The sequence below is a fragment of the Streptomyces sp. cmx-4-9 genome, assembly GCF_046548835.1.
In the GTDB taxonomy this organism is placed as follows: Bacteria; Actinomycetota; Actinomycetes; order Streptomycetales; family Streptomycetaceae; genus Streptomyces.
This window is the reverse complement of record NZ_JAEBEE010000012.1, coordinates 78,379-99,226: the sequence shown is the minus strand read 5'-3', so window position 1 is coordinate 99,226 and position 20,848 is coordinate 78,379. Positions and strand designations below refer to the sequence as shown.

The 20,848-nt window shown below is 70.3% G+C and carries 13 protein-coding genes and 1 pseudogene; 9 read left to right on the top strand and 5 right to left on the bottom strand.

Translation table 11 applies throughout. From position 1 onward, the window contains the following. Positions 1 to 17 precede the first annotated feature (17 nt). From ACLJTM_RS32010 to ACLJTM_RS31980, 7 genes are read left to right on the top strand one after another with little or no spacing between them, the layout of a single operon-like run. Entirely contained in the window at positions 18 to 938 is a 921-nt protein-coding gene (locus tag ACLJTM_RS32010) for a type II secretion system F family protein (RefSeq protein ID WP_411107302.1), read from the top strand. Further along, positions 935 to 1,825: a hypothetical protein gene (locus ACLJTM_RS32005; protein ID WP_411107301.1), complete on the top strand. Its 891-nt coding sequence runs from the start codon at positions 935 to 937 to the stop codon at positions 1,823 to 1,825. Before ACLJTM_RS32010 ends, ACLJTM_RS32005 begins: the two co-directional genes overlap by 4 nt. Positions 1,826 to 1,843: 18 nt before the next feature. Next, the gene (locus ACLJTM_RS32000; RefSeq protein WP_079408564.1) at positions 1,844 to 2,032 is read left to right on the top strand and encodes a hypothetical protein; all 189 of its coding nucleotides are present in this window, start codon (positions 1,844 to 1,846) and stop codon (positions 2,030 to 2,032) included. 27 nt (positions 2,033 to 2,059) lie between these two features. After that, the gene (locus tag ACLJTM_RS31995; protein WP_411107300.1) at positions 2,060 to 2,482 is read left to right on the top strand and encodes a TadE/TadG family type IV pilus assembly protein; all 423 of its coding nucleotides are present in this window, start codon (positions 2,060 to 2,062) and stop codon (positions 2,480 to 2,482) included. Further along, entirely contained in the window at positions 2,479 to 2,922 is a 444-nt protein-coding gene (locus tag ACLJTM_RS31990; protein ID WP_411107299.1) for a TadE family protein, read from the top strand. The genes ACLJTM_RS31995 and ACLJTM_RS31990 overlap by 4 nt, the downstream gene beginning before the upstream one ends. Further along, positions 2,919 to 3,377 carry a pilus assembly protein TadG-related protein gene (locus ACLJTM_RS31985; RefSeq protein WP_411107298.1) on the top strand — a complete coding sequence of 153 codons (459 nt, stop codon included), beginning with the start codon at positions 2,919 to 2,921 and terminating at the stop codon, positions 3,375 to 3,377. Before ACLJTM_RS31990 ends, ACLJTM_RS31985 begins: the two co-directional genes overlap by 4 nt. A 7-nt stretch (positions 3,378 to 3,384) precedes the next feature. Then, a complete protein-coding gene (locus tag ACLJTM_RS31980; protein WP_411107297.1) occupies positions 3,385 to 6,918 on the top strand; it encodes a LysM peptidoglycan-binding domain-containing protein in 3,534 nt (1,177 codons plus the stop codon). A 2,436-nt stretch (positions 6,919 to 9,354) separates the two neighbouring features. Here the strand turns inward: ACLJTM_RS31980 and ACLJTM_RS31975 are convergent. From ACLJTM_RS31975 to ACLJTM_RS31955, 5 genes and pseudogenes are all read right to left on the bottom strand, one after another. Further along, complete coding sequence (locus ACLJTM_RS31975; RefSeq protein WP_411107296.1) at positions 9,355 to 10,155, bottom strand: exonuclease domain-containing protein; 801 nt, start codon at positions 10,153 to 10,155, stop codon at positions 9,355 to 9,357. 125 nt (positions 10,156 to 10,280) lie between these two features. Then, positions 10,281 to 10,817, bottom strand: a pseudogene (locus ACLJTM_RS31970) (type I-E CRISPR-associated protein Cas6/Cse3/CasE); the annotation flags it as partial. 92 nt (positions 10,818 to 10,909) lie between these two features. After that, the gene (cas5e, locus tag ACLJTM_RS31965; RefSeq protein WP_411107295.1) at positions 10,910 to 11,767 is read right to left on the bottom strand and encodes a type I-E CRISPR-associated protein Cas5/CasD; all 858 of its coding nucleotides are present in this window, start codon (positions 11,765 to 11,767) and stop codon (positions 10,910 to 10,912) included. After that, positions 11,764 to 13,170, bottom strand: coding sequence for a type I-E CRISPR-associated protein Cas7/Cse4/CasC (locus tag ACLJTM_RS31960; RefSeq protein WP_411107294.1), 1,407 nt, complete (start codon positions 13,168 to 13,170; stop codon positions 11,764 to 11,766). Before ACLJTM_RS31960 ends, cas5e begins: the two co-directional genes overlap by 4 nt. A 50-nt stretch (positions 13,171 to 13,220) precedes the next feature. Then, positions 13,221 to 15,410: a type I-E CRISPR-associated protein Cse1/CasA gene (locus tag ACLJTM_RS31955; protein WP_411107293.1), complete on the bottom strand. Its 2,190-nt coding sequence runs from the start codon at positions 15,408 to 15,410 to the stop codon at positions 13,221 to 13,223. Between the two features lie 40 nt (positions 15,411 to 15,450). Between ACLJTM_RS31955 and cas3 the strand changes: the two genes are divergently transcribed. Beyond that, complete coding sequence (gene cas3, locus ACLJTM_RS31950) at positions 15,451 to 18,474, top strand: CRISPR-associated helicase Cas3' (RefSeq protein ID WP_411107292.1); 3,024 nt, start codon at positions 15,451 to 15,453, stop codon at positions 18,472 to 18,474. A 213-nt stretch (positions 18,475 to 18,687) separates the two neighbouring features. Then, positions 18,688 to 18,945, top strand: a complete 258-nt coding sequence (locus tag ACLJTM_RS31945) for a hypothetical protein (protein WP_411107291.1) — start codon at positions 18,688 to 18,690, stop codon at positions 18,943 to 18,945. The last annotated feature ends 1,903 nt before the right edge of the window (positions 18,946 to 20,848 follow it).

Below are 20,848 nucleotides of genomic sequence, written 5' to 3'. Positions count from 1 at the left end.
GAGATCCGGGAGGTGCGGTGAACTCCTCGCAGCTCGCTCTCGTAGCCGCGCTGTGCGCCCTCGTCATGGTCCTCGCCGGCCTGATCGCCGTACGCGAGTGGCGCGGCCGCGTCGTGGACCCGGCGAAGCCCGCCTCCCGCCGCGCCAGCCGGATCCGCGCGGCGAAGGCGACCCTGCCCGATGCCTGGCAGCGCCGCTGGCGCGCCGTGGTCACGACGGCCTGTATCACCGTCCTCGCGGTGTGGGCGTGGACCGGGTGGCCCGTCCACGGTGTCATGGCCGGCGCCGCAGTCCTAGGCTTCCCCTTCCTCCTCAACCCGGGCACGGCCGCCGAGCAGAGGATCGAGCGCCTGGAGGCGATCGGGCAGTGGCTCAACGGGCTGGCGGGCATTCACACCGCGGGTATCAGCCTCGTGCAGACCATCCGCGCCAGTGCTCGCAACGCACCTGCCCCCATCGCCGTCAACGTGCGGGCGCTGGATGAGCGGCTGCGCTCCGGCATGGACTCCAAGCAGGCCTTCGCCCTGTTCGCGGACGAGCTCAGCGACGGGGTCGTGGACCACGTTGCGCTGCTGTTCCAGTCGCACGCGGCGAACATGGGGCCCGGCCTGTCGACCGCGCTGGAGGCGCTCGCGGTGACAATCCACCAGCAGGCCGCCGACGCCCGCGACATCGAGTCCGACCGCGCCAAGATCCGCAAATCCAGCCGGATCGTCAGCATCGTGATCTGCATCGTCTTCGTCGGCTGCATGCTCAACGAAGCCTGGTCCGCCTGGTACCAGTCCCCGGCCGGGCAGGTCGCCCTCGCGATCCTCGGAGGGCTCTTCGCCTGGACGCTGTCCTGGCTGCGCCGGGCCGCCGCGACGAAGCCGGATCCCCGCCTCCTCAATCCGCTCACCCCGGCCGAACCGGCCGCCGCGACGGGAGCCGCCCGATGATCCCCATGGAAGCGGTCCTGCCCGCGGCCGCCGCCGGAGCCCTCACCGGCGTGGCCATCCGCGCCCTGTGGCCGGCCCGGCCCGACGTCGTCTCCGTCATGGACCGGCTCGACGCCGACCACATCGCCCGCCAGCCCAGGATCACCGCCGCCAGTACCGGGTCCCTGCCCGAGAAGGTCGGCACCCGCCTCCTGGCAGGCTTCGGCGAGCGGATCACCCTGCCCGTCCGGGACCTCGCCCTCCTGCGAATCAGCCCCGCCGAGCACCTCGGCAAGCGTGCCCTGTTCGCGCTCTACGGGCTGGTCCTGCCGCAGCTGGCCGGGGCGCTCCTGTCCATGCTGGGGGTGAGCCTGCCGTTCGTGATGCCGGCCGCCGCAGGCCTCGGCCTGGGCGCATTGTTCTGGCTGTGGCCCGGCCAGGAGGTCAGGAAGGAGGCGGCGGCCGCCCGGCTCGTCGTACGGCACGCAGCGGCCTCCTACCTCGACCGCGTGGCCCTCGCCCGCATCGCCAACAGCGGCGCCGCCCAAGCGCTCACGGACACGGCGGCGGTGGGCGACGGATTCATCTTCGAGCGCATGCGGCAGGCCTTCTACGAGGCCGACCTCGCCGGTGTCACCGTCTGGGACGCCCTCAAGCAGCTCGGCGAGGAGCTCGACATCCCCGAGCTCACGCGGCCGGCCGACACCCTCGCACTCGCGGGCGACGGCGCCGCCGTCTACACCACCCTCCAGGCACAAGCCCGCCAGCTGCGCGTCGCGATCCTCTCCGACGCCAAAGCCCAAGCCAACGAAGCCAGTACCAGCATGGTGTTGCCGGTGACCTTCGCGGTCCTGCTGATGCTCGTCTTCGTCGTCCTGCCACCCGTTGTCTCGATGTTCAACGGCTGAACCCCAAGGGAGAGAAACATGCACATCCGCGCCCTGACCACCTTCCTCGCCGCCCGCGTGGAGCGCCTGAAGAACGCTCCGCGTGACGCCGGACAGACCTCGGCCGAGCTCGCCGTCATCGCCGGTGTCGTCATCGCCATCGCCATCGCGGTCGTCGCCGCGATCAAGACGTTCACCGACGCCAAGATCCCGCTCATCAGCGGCTGAACCACCCACCAGGAGGAAGGAAGCGGCGTGAAAGACCAGGTCAGCAACCGGTGGCGGCGCCTACGTGCACGCCTGCGGGACGAGGGCGACCGGGGCTCGGGCAGTGTGGAGCTGGCCGTGCTCGCCGTCGTGGTGCTGTTCCTGGTCTTCGCCGCAATCCAGACCGGCATGTACTTCCACGCCCGCTCCGTCGCCCGCTCCGCCGCCACCCAGGGAGTCGAAGCCGGACGGCAGCTCGGTGCCGGCCCTGGCGACGGCGTCGCCCAGGCCCAGGAGCTCCTCGCGAAGTACGGCAGCGTCCGCGGGGCGAGCGTCTCCGCCGAGGGCAGCGGCGCGGAGCAGATCCGCATCACGGTCCGGGGCACCGTCGCAACCCTGGTCCCTGGCTTCGAGTTGGATGTCGTTCAGAGCGCCGAGGCTCCGGTCGAGCGCTGGGTGGCGGCCCAGTGAGGCGGGCCCGGCGCATCGACTGGCGCGAGGACCGCGGGAGCTACAGCGTCGAGACCGTCATCCTCGCCCCGGCCATCATCGCCCTCATGCTGCTCATGATCGCCTTCGGGCGGGTCACCGATGCCTCCGGCGCCGTGGACGGTGCCGCTCGCGCGGCCGCCCGCGCCGCCTCCCTCGAACGGGAAGCCGGCGCCGCGCAGTCCGCTGGGGCGGCTGCTGCGACCCGCAGCCTCAACGGTGAGGGGATCCGCTGCGCCTCTTCCAGCGTCTCGGTCGATACCTCCGGGTACGGCCTCGACATTGGCCAGGAGGCCACCGTCCGCGTAACCGTTGCCTGCACCGCTCCGCTCGGCGAGATCGGGCTGCCAGGGCTTCCGGGATCCCGCACGCTCCGGGCCTCGTGGACCAGCCCGATTGACTCGTACCGAGGCCGCCAGTGATCACCGCCCTCACCCGCCGAATCAGCGCTCTGCGGGACCGGATCCGCCACGGCGGCGACCGCGGATCGCTCTCGCCGTTCTACGCGCTGAGCGCCATCGGCATCATCATGATCATGGGATTGCTGGTCGACGGCGGCGGCGCCCTCAACGCGACCAACCGCGCGACCGGGCTCGCGCAGGAAGCCGCTCGCGCGGCCGGCCAGCAGCTCAACGTCCCCGCTGCCGTCCAGGGCACCGAGATCACGGTGGACCCGGACGCCGCCGTCGCCGCCGCCCAGGACTACCTCGCCGCCCAGAACGTCTCGGGCTCCGTGACCGTCACCCATGGCGGCCAGCGCCTCGAAGTCACCGTTCACGACACCTACACCACGTTGTTCGCCCAGTTCGTGGGTAGGTCGACGATCAGCGTGTCCGGCACGGCACACGCCCGACTGCACACCCAAGCCGGAGGCTGACCGCCCCATGCGCACCCTTCTACGCCTGCTCCGCGCCCTGCTCGGCCTCGCCGTCCTGGCCGCACTCATCGCTGGCATCCCCCTCGTCCTGCTGGCCGTTGGATATCAGCCCACCGACTTCGTCGGTGGATGGGATCTCCTGACCCAGCAGGACGACGGCCGGCTGTTCTTCACGGTGCTCACGACCATCGGCTGGATCGGCTGGGCGCTGTTCACCCTGTCCGCCCTCGTCGAGATCGTCGCCCTGTTCCGCGGCCGCAAGGCGAAGCGGATCAGGGGCCTCGGCGGCCTGCAGTCCTTCGCCGGCCTCCTCGTCGGCGGTCTCGTGCTGATCGCCCCCACCGCGGCCTCGGCCGCGACGACCGGCCCGGCCGTCGCGGCGACGGCCGTACAGACCGCGGGCACCGGCAGCGCGGCGACGGCACAAACGGCGGCCGCAGCGGAACAGGACGCCTGGCCCACCCACACGGTCACCGGGGATTCCGAGCTCCCGTGGGACCTGGCGGAGCAGTACCTGGGCAGCGGCCCGCGCTGGAAGGACATCGCCGCCCTCAACCCGAGCGTCCCGCAACTCGCGGCCGGCGACCAGTTCCTGCCCAAGGGCACAGTGATCCGGCTTCCCGCCGACGCCAATATCGCCAAGCCGGCTGCCCCGGCTCCGGCGCCCTCCCAGGCCGCGCCCGAGACGGCCGCGCCCGCTCAGCAGCCCGCGCAGGCCGCCCCAACGGATGCAAAGCCCGTTGCGGCCAAGGCCGATCATGTCGTCAAGTCCGGTGAGAACCTGTGGGGCATCGCTGACGAGCACGGCGACCCTGAGGACTGGCCGAAGATCTTCGAGGCCAACAAGGGCAAGTCGCTGCCTGGAGGCGGGACGTTCGACAACCCGGACCTGATCGTCCCCGGCCAGAAGCTTTCCCTCCCTGCCGCAACCGCCCCGGCCCCCGCTTCCGACAGCCGGCCCGCCCCGGACACCAAGACCCCCACGCCGGACACGGCGAAGGACACCCCCACGCCGGCGGCACCCGCCCCCGCCCCCGCGCCCTCGCAGCCCGCCACCCCTGCGCCCGCCGCCTCCACCCCCAGCACCGCGCCCACCACGGCCGCGCCCGCGCCCGCGCAGGAGGGTCAGAAAGCGGATACCGCCCAGCAGCTGCAGGACACTGACGAGGCCCTGGCGCCCGCTGCCGTCTGGATGGGAGCCGGCGCCTTGGCCGCCGCCCTCATCGGCACGCTCGCCACCCGCCGCATCCTCCAGCAGCGCCGCCGCCGGCCCGGCCGTCGCATCCCCATGCCCACCGGCAGCGCCGCCGCCACCGAACAGGGCCTGCGCGCCGCCCAGCACCCCACCGGCTTCGATCTCCTCGACGCCGCCCTGCGCACGCTGGCCCTCAACCTTGCAGCGGCGGAGCGCGACCTGCCGGTGGTCACCGCCGTCGTCCTGCATGAGCAGAAGGTCGAGCTCCACCTCGACGGCGATGTCCCCCCGATGAAGCCCTTCTCGGGCGCCGCCGGCCGCACGGACCTGTGGACGTGCCCGGCCTCCAGTCCCGACCTCGCTGGCCATGAAGCCCTCCAGGGCGCCGACGCGCCCTACCCGGCCCTGGTCTCCCTGGGCTGGGATGGCGCGGGCCGACTGGTCCTCGTCGACCTGGAGTACGTAGGCGTCCTCCACCTGGATGGCGACGCCGACCACGCCCGCCACGTCCTGCAAGCCATCGCGGTCGAGCTCGCCAGCACGCCCCTGCCCGGACACCTGGAGATCACCGCGCTCGCCGACACCGCTCCAGGCCTCGACGACGCAGCCCCCGAGCGCGTCGCCCGCACCGACGCGGTCGCCGACGCGGTCGCCGAACTGACCAGCCACACCGCCGACCAGCGTCGAGCCCTGGCCGCACTTGGCGCACCCACCCTCCGAGTGGCCCGCCTCAACGAAGACGCCGGCGGCTCGTGGACGCCCCACATCCTCCTCGCCGCCGAGCTCCCCGAAGGGCCCCAGACCGAGGCGCTGCTCGACCTGATCACGGCCCCGCCGCGGGTCGCCGGCGCGGTCGTCACGGTCAGCGAGAACGCCGACTTGGCCCCGGAGGAGGGCTGGACCCTGCACTGCGCGGGACCGGACGAGACCATCGTCCTGCCCGGCTCCGGCCTGCCCATCAAGCTCCAGGGCCTGTCCGACCAGCACTTCGCCGACGCGATCGAGCTGCTCACCCTCTCCGCGGCCGACACCGACGTACCCGCTCGCGACGAGTGGCTGGACGGCCTCCTCGACACCGACGAGCAGGCGGAAGAGGACGAGGCTGAGCAAGACCAGAAGGGCGCGGCCGAGGAGGGCCCGTCGGAGGACGCTGAGGAGATCGGCGACGGCGAAGCAACGCAGCCGGAGGCTGGTGCCGACGAGGACGGGATGCCGGACGAGTACGCCGACATCGAGCGGGAGGAGCTGGAGACCGCGCACCAGGTCGAGGCCGACAGCCCCACCGACGAGTCGGACGAGACGCCCGGCCCGTCCGTAGCCCGTACGGCCGAGGCACCCGACGGCCAGGCCGAGCACGACGCCGGTGGTCCCACGATCGCTGACCTCTTCAATCCCCCGGCCGCTCCCGTTCCTGCCCCGGCAACTGCTGAGCCTGAAGCCGCCCCCGTGCTGACCAAGCAAGAAACCGCCCCGGCCGAGGAAGTCCCGGAGGCCGAGAGCCCCGTCCCGGCCGCCTTCCCGGGCCTGGCCTCCGTTCCGGTGCCCGCCCCGACTCGTGCCGCTGACGATGCCGACGACACCGGCACCACCGCGCCGATGGTGCTCTTGCTCGGGCGGGTGGTCATCGAGGGCGCTGCGGGCCGGATCGACTCCAACCGGCAGAGCGCGGCCGTCGAGCTTGTCTCCTACCTCGCGCTCAACCCCGGCGCCGACCACCACGCCATCGACGACGCCCTCTGGCCGGGCCGCCTGGTCAACAAGCAGATGCGTAACGCCGTCATCAGCCGCACCCGCTCCTGGCTCGGCAAGGACGCCGACGGCGAGGCGTTCTTCCCGCGGGTCCAGGACACCGGCGACAGCCGCTACCGCCTCGCCCAGGCCGTCACCTGCGATTGGCGGACCTTCCAGAACTTCGCCCGGGTTGGACTCGCCCGCCACGACGAGGACGGCGAACTCGCCCTGCGCCGGGCCCTCGCGCTCGTCCGCGGCCGGCCCTTCGCCGCGATCGACCCCCAGCGCTACGCCTGGGCCGAGCCGGCGGTGCAGGAGATGGTGTCGGCCATCGCCGACGTCGCCTACGAGCTGTCCACCCGCCGCCGGGAGGCCGCCGACTACGCCGGAGCGCTCTGGGCCGCGCACCAAGGCCTCCTCGCCGCCGAGGAGAACGAACTCCTGCACCGACAGGTCTTCCTTGCCCACCACGCCGCAGGAGACGTGGACGCCCTCCGTGAAGCCGCCGCGCGGCTGGCCCGCATCAACGAAGGCCTCGGCGGGGGAGTGGACATGGAAGCGGAGACAGCCCAGCTGCTGAGAACACTGCTGCCGAAGCCGGCCATCCGGCGCTGACAGCAGGTCGACGGGTTCGGCTATACAGGCAAGGGCCCGGATTCCCCCGCTGCAGGCTGGGGGAATCCGGTGGATCCCATCATCTGGGTGATCAGCGCCCCTCAATCTCGTTGATTCCCGGCCTTACGGGTGGGGACGTTCCCTCGATCCTGGTCCGCGGCGAAGACCGTTGATTCCTCCGGCGGTGTGCTTTCGCACGGCGTCCGCGACCTTCTCGTACCACCGCCGATTCCCGAGCCACGGGCGCCACCAGCGTCAGGGGCGGAGGCGTGCCCCGAACAGGCCGACCGCCGCGTAGGACCGCTAATTCCCGCACGCGGGCACCAGGATCCGCCCGCAGGTGAGAGCGGTCGGCTGATTCCCGTACGTGCGGGACGGACCGGTACCAGTCCATCGAGCGAACGCCCTCCTCACGCTGATTCCCGGCGCCCGGCTCCTTCCGCTGCTTCTCGCGCTTGTGCGAGCGCCATGTGCAGGACGCACGGGTCCACAGCCTGGAGAGGTCCCCCGTTGCTGACCCCGTACGACAAGCGTGCGGGGTGGACCTGCGCCGTGCCCTGACCGGCTGCGAGCTCACCCACTGATTCCCATACGCGGGGCGAACACCGAGGCGGGCAACAGGCTGGCGGTGCGTGCCCACACCGCTGAGCCCGCGCTGCGATTGCGACAACAAGTCGGTGAGGGTCAGCTCGCCTTGGAGCCGCTGATTCCCGCACCTGCGGGCATGACGGAAGGATCCGCCCGCGGGTCAGACGTGGACTTGTCAACTCCCGGCCGCTGATTGCCGTACCTGCAGGACGGACTCGGCCGCGTTGCCGAAGAGGAGGCCGGTAGTCCGCTGATTCCCGTACGGGCGGGCAATCTGCTTGCAGGTAGGCGAGCAGTAGATGATCGGCCGCTGATTCCCTCGTCTGCGGGGTGGGACGCGATGACGCTGGCCGAGGTACCGACGTCGTTACGCCGATTCGTGAGCGTGCGGGTGAGACCGGGCGAGGCCCATGCGCAGCAAGACGTACGACCACCGATTCCAGTCGCCGGCTGGGACCACACGAGGCCCCTTTTGGCGTTTGCGCGGATCCGCCGATTCCCGTGCGTGCGGTCGGGCCCGGGCCATCGTCGCAGGCGTCGCGTACCGTCGATGCCCGCGCCTGCGGTCGGGACGTGTCGGCGGCGACCGTTTGGAGGCGCTGCATCCGCTGATTCCCTGCGGGTGGGCCCGGCGGATCTTGTGAGCCCGCAGGGTGTCGTACCGCTGATTCCCGCGTCTGCAGGTGGGACCGACACCTCACGTGACGGAAGCATCGCACTACCGCTGATTCCCGCGCCTGCGGGCGGGAGGTTTGGATCACCTTGAGGTCACCCTTGGCCGCTCGCTGATTCCCGCGCCCTTCGGGGCGGCGGTGATCTTGCCATGCCGGTCGATCCGCCTACTCCCGGGCCTGCGGTGGGACCAAATAGCGCCGGGTTGACCGGGAACGCCGCCCGCTGATTCCCGCGTACTGCGGGGTGGACAGCTTGAGGGTCGTCAAGAACACGGTGGCCGTCCGCTGATTCTCATACGTGAGCGGAAGACCCCTGGTCTGCCATGTACGCGCGGCCGCCGTGCCGCGAGCTGCTGGAGGGCGGTCGGACCTTGACGGAGTTCGCTCGTCCTGGCCACTCCTTCGTATGCCGCGCCGGGAAACTTACCGATGACCAGCGGGTGTCGCTGATTCCCGAGCCTACGAGTGAGACGTGCCGGGGCGGGTGCCGAGACGCAGCATGTAACGTCGATTCCCATATTCGGTAGGTGTGTCCTGAAGTTGCAGATCCCGCAATGTAACGAGACGCGCTCGTTGACTCCAGCGCCCAAGGGCGGGACACGCCAGTCGGCTCGTATTCGGCCAGCAGCGCCCGTTCATTCCCGAGCCTAGGTGCGCGACTTCACGGCCACTGTCGCCCAGTCATCCGGGTCCCGCTCATGCCCGCGGCCAAGGGCTGGACGCGGTGGTCTCGACCACGTTGATCCGCCACACCCGCTAATTCCCGGTGCCCGGAGACGGGACACCCCGCCGACGATCAGATGGCCGCCGACATGCGATCATTCCCGCGCCCCAGAGGCGTAAGGGCATGCACGTGGGGATGCGATCACCCGCTCGTTCCCGCCCCTGCGGGTGGGACCGGCCTCACTGGGCGACGCCGCACCGGCTTATCCGTTGATTCCCGCGCCTGCCGGTGCAAGACCTGCGGGCTTGCGTGGGAGACGCTTCAGGACCGTTGATTCTCGCGGTGCGAGTTCAAGCTTGGCACGCGCAAGAGTCTGATCATCCGCTGATTCGCGTGCCTGCGGGTGCGAGCCCAGCTCGCGCTCCTCGCGGGGGTCGGTGATCCGCTGATTCCCGCGCCTGCGGGTGCGAGGCTTTGCGACCTCGGGCGTCTATGGGGCTTGCTCTCTCTTTAGTTGTAGGTCAGGGCGTTTAGGGAGCTGAGGAGGGCCCTGCATTTTGATGCCGCTTCGTGGGGGCTGTGGAGGCGTTGGCGGCGGTATGCGCGGTGTTGGGCGGACCATAGTCCCGTCCACTGGGCGATGGGCGTCATGGCGTCTGCCCAGCTGGTCAGTGGTGGCCAGTTGGCGGCAGGTCTGGTGGTGCGGTTGTGGCGGCTGAGCTCGGATTGGAGGACGTGCTGGACGAAAGGGAGGTTGTAGGCGAGCAGGCGGCGACCGTGCAGTGTCTCGGTGAGTAGGGGGAGTACCTCGCTGAAGGTGGGTGCGTGGCGGGTGGTGTGCTGGGTGTGGTGGTGAAGGCGGGTGGCGTCGGGCTCGATGTGGTGGTTCGGGTTGATCAGTTCGTTGAAGACGATGTTGTTCGCGCTGCTGACGGCGATCTGGACGGCCCGGGGATCCTGCAGGCCGGTGGTTTGGATGTTGATGACGCGCAGATTCGGGTCGCCCAGCGTGAGGCGTGCCCACTCCACGGCGTGTGCGCGTACGCGGGGCCAGGTGGGCGGCCGGCGGAGCGCGCGGATGGCGTTGGCGAAGTCGGTGTGGAGTTCGCGGGATGCCTGGACGTACCAGCCCTCGCCTGGGCGGGCGTGGAGGGTGCCGAGGTAGCGGCTGTGTTGGTAGACGGCCCATGTGGGGCGGTCGGTGTCGGCCGGGCGGACGCAGTGGACGGGGACGGTGTCGATGTCCTGTGTGAAGAGGTGGGGTAGCCGTCGTGGGTGTCGGGTGTCGGGTGTGGCTGGGGGGTGTTCCATCCGGAGGCGGCTCCGTGGGTGATGGTCTCGGGCTGGGGCAGCGAATTCTCGTGGTGTTGTTCGACGGGTTGGACGAGGAGGAGGCCGCATCCGTAGGCGCGGAACCGGCCGAGGCCGTGCGTGAGGGTGTCGGCGAAGGTGTGGGGGTCGGTGACGGTGAGCTGGCCGGCGACTTCGCCGCGGCTGATGACCATGTGGTGTTTGGGGCGCTGGATGGTGAGGGTGGGCAGGGTGCGGGCGGCGAGGTGGTCTGGGTGGGCGTCGGCGCCCATGAGGGGGCTGCGGTTCCAGTTGGGGGCGCCGGCGGGCTGGAGGCGGTCGGTGAACCAGTCGAGGGTGGCGCCGGGGGAGGAGTCGGCGGGTCCGTCGCGGGTGTAGCGGCCGTTGTGGAAGTGGTAGCGGGCGGGGTTGACGGCGACGCGGAAGCGGTACTGCTGTCCGGCTGTGATGGTCAGGTCGACGGTGTGCGACTGGGGCGGGGCGGCGAAGATGCCGTGGGGGAAGGCGCTGAAGTCGGCCGGGACGCGCGACTGGATGATGACGGTGAGGGTCCGCCGGGAGAGGTCGGCGGCGGTGGTGAACAGGATGCCCATCTGGGCGCGGGGGTGGGGATCGCCGTCGGGAACCCAGTGCCGGAAGGGCCGCATGATCATGCGGTGCATGTCCTGGTGGTCCAGGAGGGCGTTGGCGACGTCGGGGTGGTCGAGTTCGAGCTCGGCGATGGTGTGGTGGACGACGACGCGTGCGGTGGGAGTCACGGTTGCTCCGTGGGCGGGTTGAGGGTGACGCGTTCTTCCCAGCGGGGCGCGCGGACGCGCTGGTGGGAGGCGTAGCTGACGGGCTGGTCGTGGACGTCGTGGGCTCTGTTTGTGGCGCGGGGGACTTCGAGCCATGCGGTGGTGGGGGCGGGGCGTGAGCGGGGCAGCAGGGGGGTGGTGGCGAGGACTTCGTCGAGCGGGCCGGGCCGGATGCCGTGGTAGAGGGGCTGTGTGGGAGCGCAGCCCTTCTGGCCCAGCCACAGGAGCCGGCGAGGTTCTTGGAGGCGGTGGGCGAGGCGGCGCAGGAGGGCCCGGTCCGGGCTTTCGAAGCCGGCGAGGAAGGCGGCGTCTGCGAGGTACCAACGGTCGGAGAGCTGTGGGTAGCGGGTGGCGTTGTTGGCGAGGAGGTTGCCGGTGGCCGGGTCGGAGGCGATGTTTTTGGGGGCGCAGTACCAGTCGGTGAGGCGAGGGTTGTCGATGTGGCCGAAGGTGCGGCCGGTTGCGGTCTCCAGGTCGGGGGCTGCGCGGTCGGCGCGGGCGGGGTCGGTGATGAGGTCTCGGGGGCGCAGGGGGTAGCGGCCGCCGCCGGTGGTCTGAAAGTCGTGGACGAGGGCGCCGGGCCGGTCGGCGCGTACGCCGAACTTGAGGGCGGCGAGCGTGGCGAGGGGCAGGTAGTCGTCGCCGTCTTCGCGGTGTTCGTCGCGGTCGTGGCCGTCGGCGGCGGCGAGGATCCCGATGACGCCGCTCTTAGTGGGGCGGGGCAGGCTGTCGCGGTTATTGAAGGCCGAGAGGGAGCCCCAGGACTGGGTGAAGGCCTCCAGACGGACCAGGAGGGTGTGAGGGATACCGCTCATGCGGGCTGGCCGGCGGTGAGGGGGGTGGCGAGTTCTTCGGCGGTGTGGACCTCGACGGGGCCGAGCTGTCCGGACAGGCGCAGGTCGTCGAGGAGTTCGCTGACGGCGAGGTCGTAGGTGAGGACGGTGCCAGGGTCGAGCTGCTGCTTGCGGGTGATCATCGCGTGGTGCTGCAGGAGCCGCTTGGCGCCCTGGATGCTGGGTGCGCCGGCGGCAGGCTGGATGGCCTCTTCGAAGCAGGCGGCGTAGTTGTAGGCGCGCTTGCCCTCGTGGACCAGGACCAGCTTGGGCAGGGTGCCGGGGGCCGCGCTGGTGTTCTTCTTCGCGCTGGGGACGGCGTTGACGAACGCGTCGAGGAACGCCTGTTCAGCGGCCCGGGCGAAGTCCTCGATCTCGTCGTCTGGCGTGCCGGCGTTGCGGAGGTTGCGGCGCAGCAGGGCTCTGTCCAGGACGCTGTGGGCGTAGAAGGTTCCGCTGACGAAGGGCTGGTAGCCGGTCATCCCGGCGCCGCGGTTGTCACCGAGCGGCAGGTCCTGCTCGGCGGGGACGGGATCTACCTCGTTGAGGAGGGCCAGGGCGCTGCTGAAGTCGGCTCCCTGGCGCTGCCGTGCGATCTTCCGATCATCGGCGGCGCTGAAGTAGTCCTCGACGATGTTGGCCGGCTCCAGACTGAACGCGGTCGTCGTCTGGATGGCGCCGTCGACGTTGCCGCCGGTGGCGATCTCGGTGAGGAAGCGGCCGTACAGGGCGATGTCGATTGCGTCTGCGGGTGCGAGCGCGGCGATCAGCTGGTTCCTGACCTTCTTGGGCATGGGGGGAGCCTTGTCGTCCTTGCCTTCGGCCTCAGGGGCTTCTTCGTCGTCACCTGCGTCGGCCTTGGCCCTGCCCTTGCTCTTCTTCTTCGCTTTCGCTTCGGCGGCAGCGGCCTTTGCAGCGGTGGCCTTGGTGGTCCACTCGGCGAGTTCGTCCTGGTGGGCGTGGATGACCTTGGCGAGGGTCTCGCCGGCGTTCTCTGGGGCGAAGACCATCACCTTGGTGAGGTAGGCGGTGTTCGCCGTGGCCCCGAAATTGAGGCCGAGGCCGCTGAGGGCTGCCCGCGCGGTGTCGAGAGCTTCCTGGTGGTCCCACCGGTGGGTGTGGTGCAGGGATTCGGCAGTGCTCAGTGCCCACTCGCGGGTCCGCAGGCCCCACGTACGGGAGGCCAGCGGCCCGATGCCGAGATTGGCCTGGTCCCGCATGTGCATGCGGTGTGCCCGGCGCTGGGTCTGGGGGCTGAGGGTGACGCGGTTGGCGTCGCCGTACCAGCACTGCTTCGGCCGGCCCAAGGCGTCGCGGACGAGGAGGACGTTGGGGTGGGTGACCAGGCTGTGGCAGCTGAGGAAGGGGTAGTCGAGGGCGTTCACGGGATTCTCCTTGGCGGTGGGGGAGTGGGTTCGCGGTGGTGAGCCCGGGCTCAGGACGTTGCGGTCTGGCGGGCGCGGCTGGCAGGCGTGTAGAAGCTGCGGGCCCACTCCTTGCGGACGCTCTCCTGTCGGCGGGGCCAGTCGGCGAGGTCCTCGACGAGGGAGGCCCAGTGGGGCGGGACAGCCTCGGCCGCGCGCAGCCGGTCGACGGCCTCGGACAGAACAGCGGCCGGCACCGCCCGGTCCCCGGTCAGCCGCCGGAACACGGCCAGACCCCCCGGATCGGCCGGGCCTCGGGAGTGGCCAAGGCCGATCCGCCGACAGGCCGAGCCCATGTCGCCGGATCCATACAGGCGCGCCCACTCCATGGTCGGCATCGCTGCGTGGTAGCGGGCGAAGAGATGAGCGGTGAGTTCGTAGGCCGGCCGCTGGGCTTCGCGGGGGGCAAAGGCCGCGGCGACGGCCAGCGCCTCCAGCGCTTCGCCACGCAGGGCCCCGGAGGGCGCCGATTCCTTCAGTGGCTTGAGGAAGTCGTGGTTGCGGGTCTCGACGAGGGAGACGAGCCAGCGTGCGAACGCCCTGCCCGGCGTCGTCTTCGCCTTCGGCTCGCTGCCCAGTTCTTCCTCTGCCAGCGGAGCGTCCGAAGGTGCGGCAGGGGCTGTCAGTGAGGGAGCGGGCGAGGGCGGCATGTTGGCCTCCAGGAATTCGGCGGGGAAGGTACGGTCACTGGCCAGCGCCTTGGCGAGGCGGCCTTCCGCCTTCACCTGAGCCTCCAGCGCGAGGCCGGACGGCGGCAGCGAGCGCAGGCCCTCGTCCAGCGCTGCCCGGCTGAGCGCGGTGACCGACCGTGCGAAGTCAGCCCGGGCCTGGGCGTGGATCAGGGAATGTTCCTCTGGGGGGTCCTCATCGGCGGCGGCGATGGCGTCGAGGAGTTCGTGGAAGGCCCCCTCGAACCGTGCCCACAGCAGCGGCCCGGGGTGGAGCCGATCGAGGATGGCCTTGCGTTCTTCGGGGCGGGCATTGGGATAGGCGATGTCACGGGCGACGGCGGCTCCCGACCGCACCGCCCGCTCCGCGGCCGCACACCAGGCGGCGCCATCGACGGCCGCCAGGTGCAGAGGGCGCAGCTGAGTGCCGACGAAGGGGTAGGTGTCGCTCACCCACCCGACCAGGGTGCGCTGGGAGGTGATCAGCCCGACCGACCAGATGTCCACCTTCCGCTTCACCTTCGTCAGGCGTGCGAAGAGGTCTTCGTCCTTGGCGTTCTTGGGGTCCTGACTTCCGGCGCCGGCGTAGAGGGCGGCCGCGCTGCGCCACAGGGCGGTGTCGCTGCGGACCTGCTGGGGGCGGCCGTCGACGAGGACGGCGTCCTGCAGGAGCGTGTGGGGCAGCTCCTCCATGAGGTCGCCGGCGCCGACGAGGACCCGGTCCACCACGATGGCGCCATCCGGGCCGATTGCCGGGGATAGAAGGATCGACCGGCCCAGCCAGCTGTGCAGATCGGCGGGCCCGTCCGGCGTCCGTGGCATGTTCGCACCGTCGCCGGTGAAGGTACGCCGGTCCTGGCAGCCCTTGGTCCAGCTGAAGTTGAACGTCCCCGCCCTCTTCACGGGTGCCAAGTTCAGGCGCAGGGTGTCTGCGAGGCAGTCCCCTATCGCCAGGTTCCGCACCCGTGTGGCGTTGCGACCCAGCGCGCCGTAGGTAAAGGACCGGCCGAGCCAACCGTTCTTGGCCATCATCCGGCCGCCAGGGTCGTACATGTGCTTGGTCAGCATCGCCGCCAACGCCTCGGCCGCGGTGGGGCGCCAGGTGTGGTGCAGGTGGACGTGGTCTTCCAACTGGGCCCCATCCCCCGCCCGCTCGATGTCGAGCTGGGCCGGTCCGTAGCCGTGGGTCTCCATGAAGGGGCCGAGCAGGCTGTTCTGCCCGAAGGGCCGTTCCGGGTGGAACAGGTCGAGCTGGCCGTCGAACTCGGCGCGCAGCACATCCGCGGCCTCGGCCAGCGAGTGCCGCTGGAGCACCCATTCCCTCCACTCCCTGTTGGAGCGGGGGTGGACACCGGTGGCGTACAGCAGGCCGAGCAGCAGCTCGTACAGCGCCATGCGGACACCGGGCGAGATGTGGACCAGTCCCAGGATGTCTTCCGCCTGCTCGAAGACCTCGGTGACGGATAGCTGCGAGAGCTGTTTTGCCTGGTCAGGGCCGATTGTCAGTGCCGTGATGCAGGATTCATGCCGCAAGTCGTAGTGAATGCGGTCAACTGTCTCTGAAGTGGAGTGAATGGTGGCCAAAGTGGACACTCTTCCTTGTCGGGTTCGCGGGGCACAGCCTCTTGCGCAGCAGGGCTGCAATCCGGAACACGACGCGCCATGTTCACTCGCCTGGCTCTGGCTCTGGGCGAAAACCGACCGGTTCGGCCTCAGCCGCAAACGCGGCGGACCCGCCTGGAACACACTGCTCGCCCACTGCCTGGACACCGCTGCCGTGTGCGGTGAGCTGTTCGACCACTACCTGGCCGCCCCGGTCCGCGCCCGCCTCGCCGAGGCGTTCGGCGCCGGAGACGTCGCCACGGCCCGCCGCGTCCTGATGCTCCTCGCCGCCGCCCACGACATGCCGGGCAAAGCCAACCGGGCCAACCAACTGCGCTTCCTCCAAAGCCAGAACCCCGAACTCGCCACCCACGGCCGCTTCTGGCTCGCCCAGGCCAAAGCCCACGGCCTTCCGCTCGACGGCCTTCACCGTCCCGCCCCGCCGCACGCCCACGTCACCGCCCGCTACCTGCCCGCCCTCCTCGGCTGCACCTGCTGCACGGACGACACGCTCCAGAACGGCCCAGAGCTGGAAGGCCTGCACGTCATCGCCGCGCTCCTGGGCGGACACCACGGCCACATCCCCAACTCCAGCGGCATCGGCGCCGCCGAATGCGACCTCACCCCGGCCTGGCGGCGTATCCACCGCGACCTCCTGAACGAACTCGCCCGCCTCCTCGACGTAGACCTCGCCGAACTCCCCGCCCTCGTACGACCCGAGCGGCCCAGCGTCCTGGCGCTCTTCGCCGGCCTGGTCGTCCACAGCGACTGGATCGCCTCAGACGAATCCCGCTTCACCTACCGCACCCCCGAAACCGCCGGCACCGACACCGACCTCTGGTGGCACAGCAGCCGAACCGAAGCCGCCACCGCAATCCGGGACCTGCGCCTGCACCGCTGGCAGCCCACCGAGATGACCTGGGCCGAGCAGATGCCCGACACCCCCCTGCCCCGCCCCGCCCAGAAAGCTGTCATCGACGCCCGCATCGCCAGCCAGAGCCTGGTGCTCGTCGAAGACACCACCGGCGGCGGAAAAACGGAGATCGCCCAATACCTCACCCACCGCCTGGCCCTCACCTGCGGCTACCACGGCGCCTACTTCGCCCTCCCGCTACGAGCCGCAAGTGACCAGCTCGCCCGCCGCTACCGGGACTACCTGACCGTGATCCTCGGCAGCCGCGAAGCCGCCAACCTCGCCGTCGTCCACGGAAGCGCCTACATCTCCGAGATCAGCCGCGAACTCCAAAACGCATCCGCAGCCACCACCGACCCCCACCTCATCAATCTGACCACCTGCGACGACCCCGACTCCCACCAGCCGGCCTCCGTCGTCCTCAACGCCTGGTACGAGCAGCGCAGCCGCGGCCTCCTCAGCTGCTTCGGCGTCGGCACCATCGACCAGCTCGTCCTCGCCCCACAAAAGGCCCGCCACTGGTTCCTGCGCCTCTACGGACTGGCCAACAAGACGGTTGTCATCGACGAAGCCCACGCCTACGAGCTCTACCAGCAGCAACTGCTCGGCGCGGCCATCGCCTGGCTCGCCGACGCGGGCGCCAGCATCGTCGTCCTCTCCGCCACCCTCCCCGCCAACCAGCGCCACGCCCTTGTCGCCGCCTGGTGCTCAGGCCTGCAGACCAAACCCTCCGACCCGAAGCCCGGCGGGCCCATCACGGTCGTCGACAACCAGGGCCGCTGCCGGACCCTGACCCCCGCTCGCGGCAAGAGCCGGCGCAAGCACCGCACACGCGTCCGCCTCCTCACAGACCCCGGCCCCAACGCCCTGGCACGCCGCCTCCTCACCCAGCACACCACCGGCATCACCACCGTCATTCGCAACACCTTCGTCCGTGCCGAAGACCTCCACCAGGCCGTCCTGGATCAAGCGGAAGAGCACGGCTGGAATCCCGAGGAGATCCTCCTGCTCCACGGCCGCTACTTCGAAAGCGACCGCGCCCACCACCAGGCCAGCCTCGAAGGCAAACTCGGCCCCCACCCCGACCCCGCTCTTCGGGCCAACTCCGCCAACCCAGTACGCCCCGCACGTCTCCTGCTCATCGGCACCCAGGTCCTGGAACAGAGCCTCGACTACGACACCGACCACCTCTACACCGACCTGTGCCCCTTCGACCTCCTTCTGCAGCGCCGCGGACGCCAGTGGCGGCACACCGTCAACCGCCCCAACCACAGACACCTCGCACCACTCACCCACGTCCTGTGGACTTCCGGCGAGGACGGGCTGCCCCGCCTGCCCCGCCCCGGCGCCCCAGGCGTCTACGACCCGTACATCCTGGCCGCGACCTGGCACGCCCTGCACCAGCACATGCCGGCCCACGCGCCCCTCACCCTGACCAGCCCCGCCGACACACAGCGCATCCTCACCGCCCTCTACAGCACACCACCCCCAGACGGCGACACTCCGATTCACCAGATGCTCCGCACGCTCTATCCGCACTGGCGGCGCCGCCTGCGAGACGAACGCAGCGCCGCCGAAGGACGAGAACTGTGGCCCTACCACCCAGACGGAGAACCCATCACCTACGAGGACCTCGCCTCCGGCCCCAGCCATGGCGCCGACGACGACCCCAGCCACCCCGCCCACCTCGCCGCCCGCTCACGCCTCGGCACCCCCTCCATCGACGTCATCGGCCTCTACCAGCACCCAGACCGCATCACCTGGGACCCCGAAGGCAAGGAGCCGGCAGACCTCCAGCGCTACCACCCCTACGCGGACCAGGACCGAGAAGCCCACCGCATCCAACGCCGCCACTTCCTCCTAAACACCGTCCGCGTCCCCCACTACTGGACCGGCCCCAACGACCTGCCCCACCCCACCACCTGGACCAAACCCGAACCCGCACGATCACTCAGCGACCAGCCCACCCTGCTGCTCACACCCGACGGCCACCCGGTAGACCGACGCCTCGCGCATCTGACCTACACCCCACAGACGGGCCTGTCCCGCCGAAGGCGCCCACAACCACCGGTAGCTTCGTGACATCCCGCACCTGCGGGAATCAACGGGAAGACTGCCCGCTTTGCAGCTCCCACCTCCCTCACGGCAGGGAACCAGTCAGGGGCGGGGCCGGAGACACGGCCTCGCCCCAGCTACCAGCCATGAGGAGTCCCAGCGCGACTGTCAGAACCCAGTCGTACCGTCATGGCCAAGGAACCGGACAAGCCGGACTCCACTCCACGAGGAGACCACGCCATGGGCCACGTGAAAGTGAACAAGAATGACCTGAGCCGGGTACTCGCCGACAGCCAGGGCATCCACCGCATGCCCTACCAACTGGCCTTCGCCCAGCTCGCTGATCACCATCACGGCAGGCCCGTCACCGAAATCATTCCGCTCCTAAAGACCGCAGCCCGACGCGCGCACCTCGACTTCACCGACGCCGACCTCCAAGAACAGGCGGAAGCCATCAGGACGGGCCGGTCCTATAACCTCCGCATCACCGTGACATGACCACGGGCACCATCCGGCCAAGCGCGATAGATCCCGGCGGCCAAGCGCCGGTCATGCATGCGGCACGGCGCACAGTCCGGCGCCCGCTGCAGAGTTACGGTGGAGCACCAGCGGGTGTGCGACGAACCCCCAGCGAGGCGCACCAGCTGCCACGCCTCGTCCACTGCACGCTGCGCTGCCCACCCAACAAGTCAAGAGCGAGCAAAGCACTTCAATACCCGCAGGCCACGAAGTGTCCGGCCCGTCAGCGCGGGAATCGACGGGGGCGAGGGCCATCACCGACACCGACACCCTCGTCCGGCCCGTCAGCGCGGGAATCGACGGCGAATGCCGGTCGACAAGAACGGCCGCCCCGTGTCCGGCCCGTAAGCGCGGGAATCGACGGACGATGGTCTGGCCGATGCCCTCGGCGGCGGTGTCCGGCCCGTCAGCGCGGGAATCGACGGGACCCAACGCTTTGATCAGCGTACCTGGGGACGTCCGGCCCGGACGTACGGGAATCGACGGCCGACCGCCGGCACCGGGACCACGGACCAGGAGTCCGGCCCGTACGCGAGGGAATCGACGATCAGTGTCCGGTGAAGGCCAGTTGACCTGCACGTCGGGCCAGTACACGCGGGAATCGACGGTCGATGAGGAATGCAATTCCGCCGTCGTGAAGGTCCACCCCGTACACGCGGGAATCTACGGGTCAGAAGGTCGAAGGGGACGCGCTCGCCGTCGTCTGGCCTGTACACGCGAGAATCGACGGCTGGCGGGCAGCACGTCCAAGACAAGCGTGCAGTCCCACCCGTGCGCGGGGAATCGACATCCATCGCGACCGAGGCCGCTGGCGGCTCGGGTGTCCAACCCCTGCGCGCGGGAATCGACGGATCCAGCCGTCGCCCACGTCCGCCGTGTCGGTGTCCCACCCGTGCGCGCGGGAATCGACGGCTGTCGATCACGACGGCCTGGTGCTGATGGTGGTCCAACCCGTATGCGCGGGAATCGGCGGGCGTTCCACGACAGCGCAGCCCCGTGGCCCTATGTCCAACCCGTACGCGCGGGAAACGACGGTACCGCTGGCCAAGGATGGCACCGGTGCCCGGTGCCCGGTGCCCCGGTGCCCCGGTGCCCCGGTGCGTACGGGAATCGACGGCCGCTGTGGAAGCGGCGCGACGTCAAGAAGCTGTCCGGCCCGCACGCACGGGAATCGACGGATGGAGGGGCTGACTATCGCGAAGCCCGGTGTGTCCGGCCCGGCCCGATCCTGGACACCCGACAATTGGCGCGCAGTCCACCCCGCACGCACGCGAATCGACGGCCGCAAGACACCCGCCCGAAGCGGGCCGGCCTGTCTAGCCCGTACGCGCGGGAATCGACGGGCGAAGAAGAAGGTCAGCAAGAAGAAGGACGATCGACGGGCGAAGGGCGACCGCCCGTCGAACGGCCGGTAGTCCGGCCTACGCGCGGGAATCGACGGGAATGGGCCCTCGCCCTCGGAATCGCCGCTCTGTCCGGCCCGTACGCGTGGGAATCGACGGCCGCGCAAGCCCCCGCCAGGAGCCGAAGCCGAAGTCCGGCCCGTACACACGGGAATCGACGGAAACCCGCAGGTCCCGACTGCGAGGGCGCCATGTCCGACCCGTACGCGCGGGAATAGACGGGCCGTCGACCTGGCCGACCGCTACAAGCGCCTGTCCGGCCGGTACGCACGGAATCGACGACCTGCCGCCGAGACGCTCGACGCTCCGGCCGAGTCAGGGCCCGTAAGCGCGGGAATCGACGGTCGAGCGGGGTTACTTGCTCGGCTCTCGCCCTGTCCGGCCCGTACGCGTGGGGATCGACGGTCCAGCTCGGCTGACTCCTCCGCGGCGAACCGGTCCTGCCCGTACGCACGGGAATCGCCGGGAGGCGGAGGGCT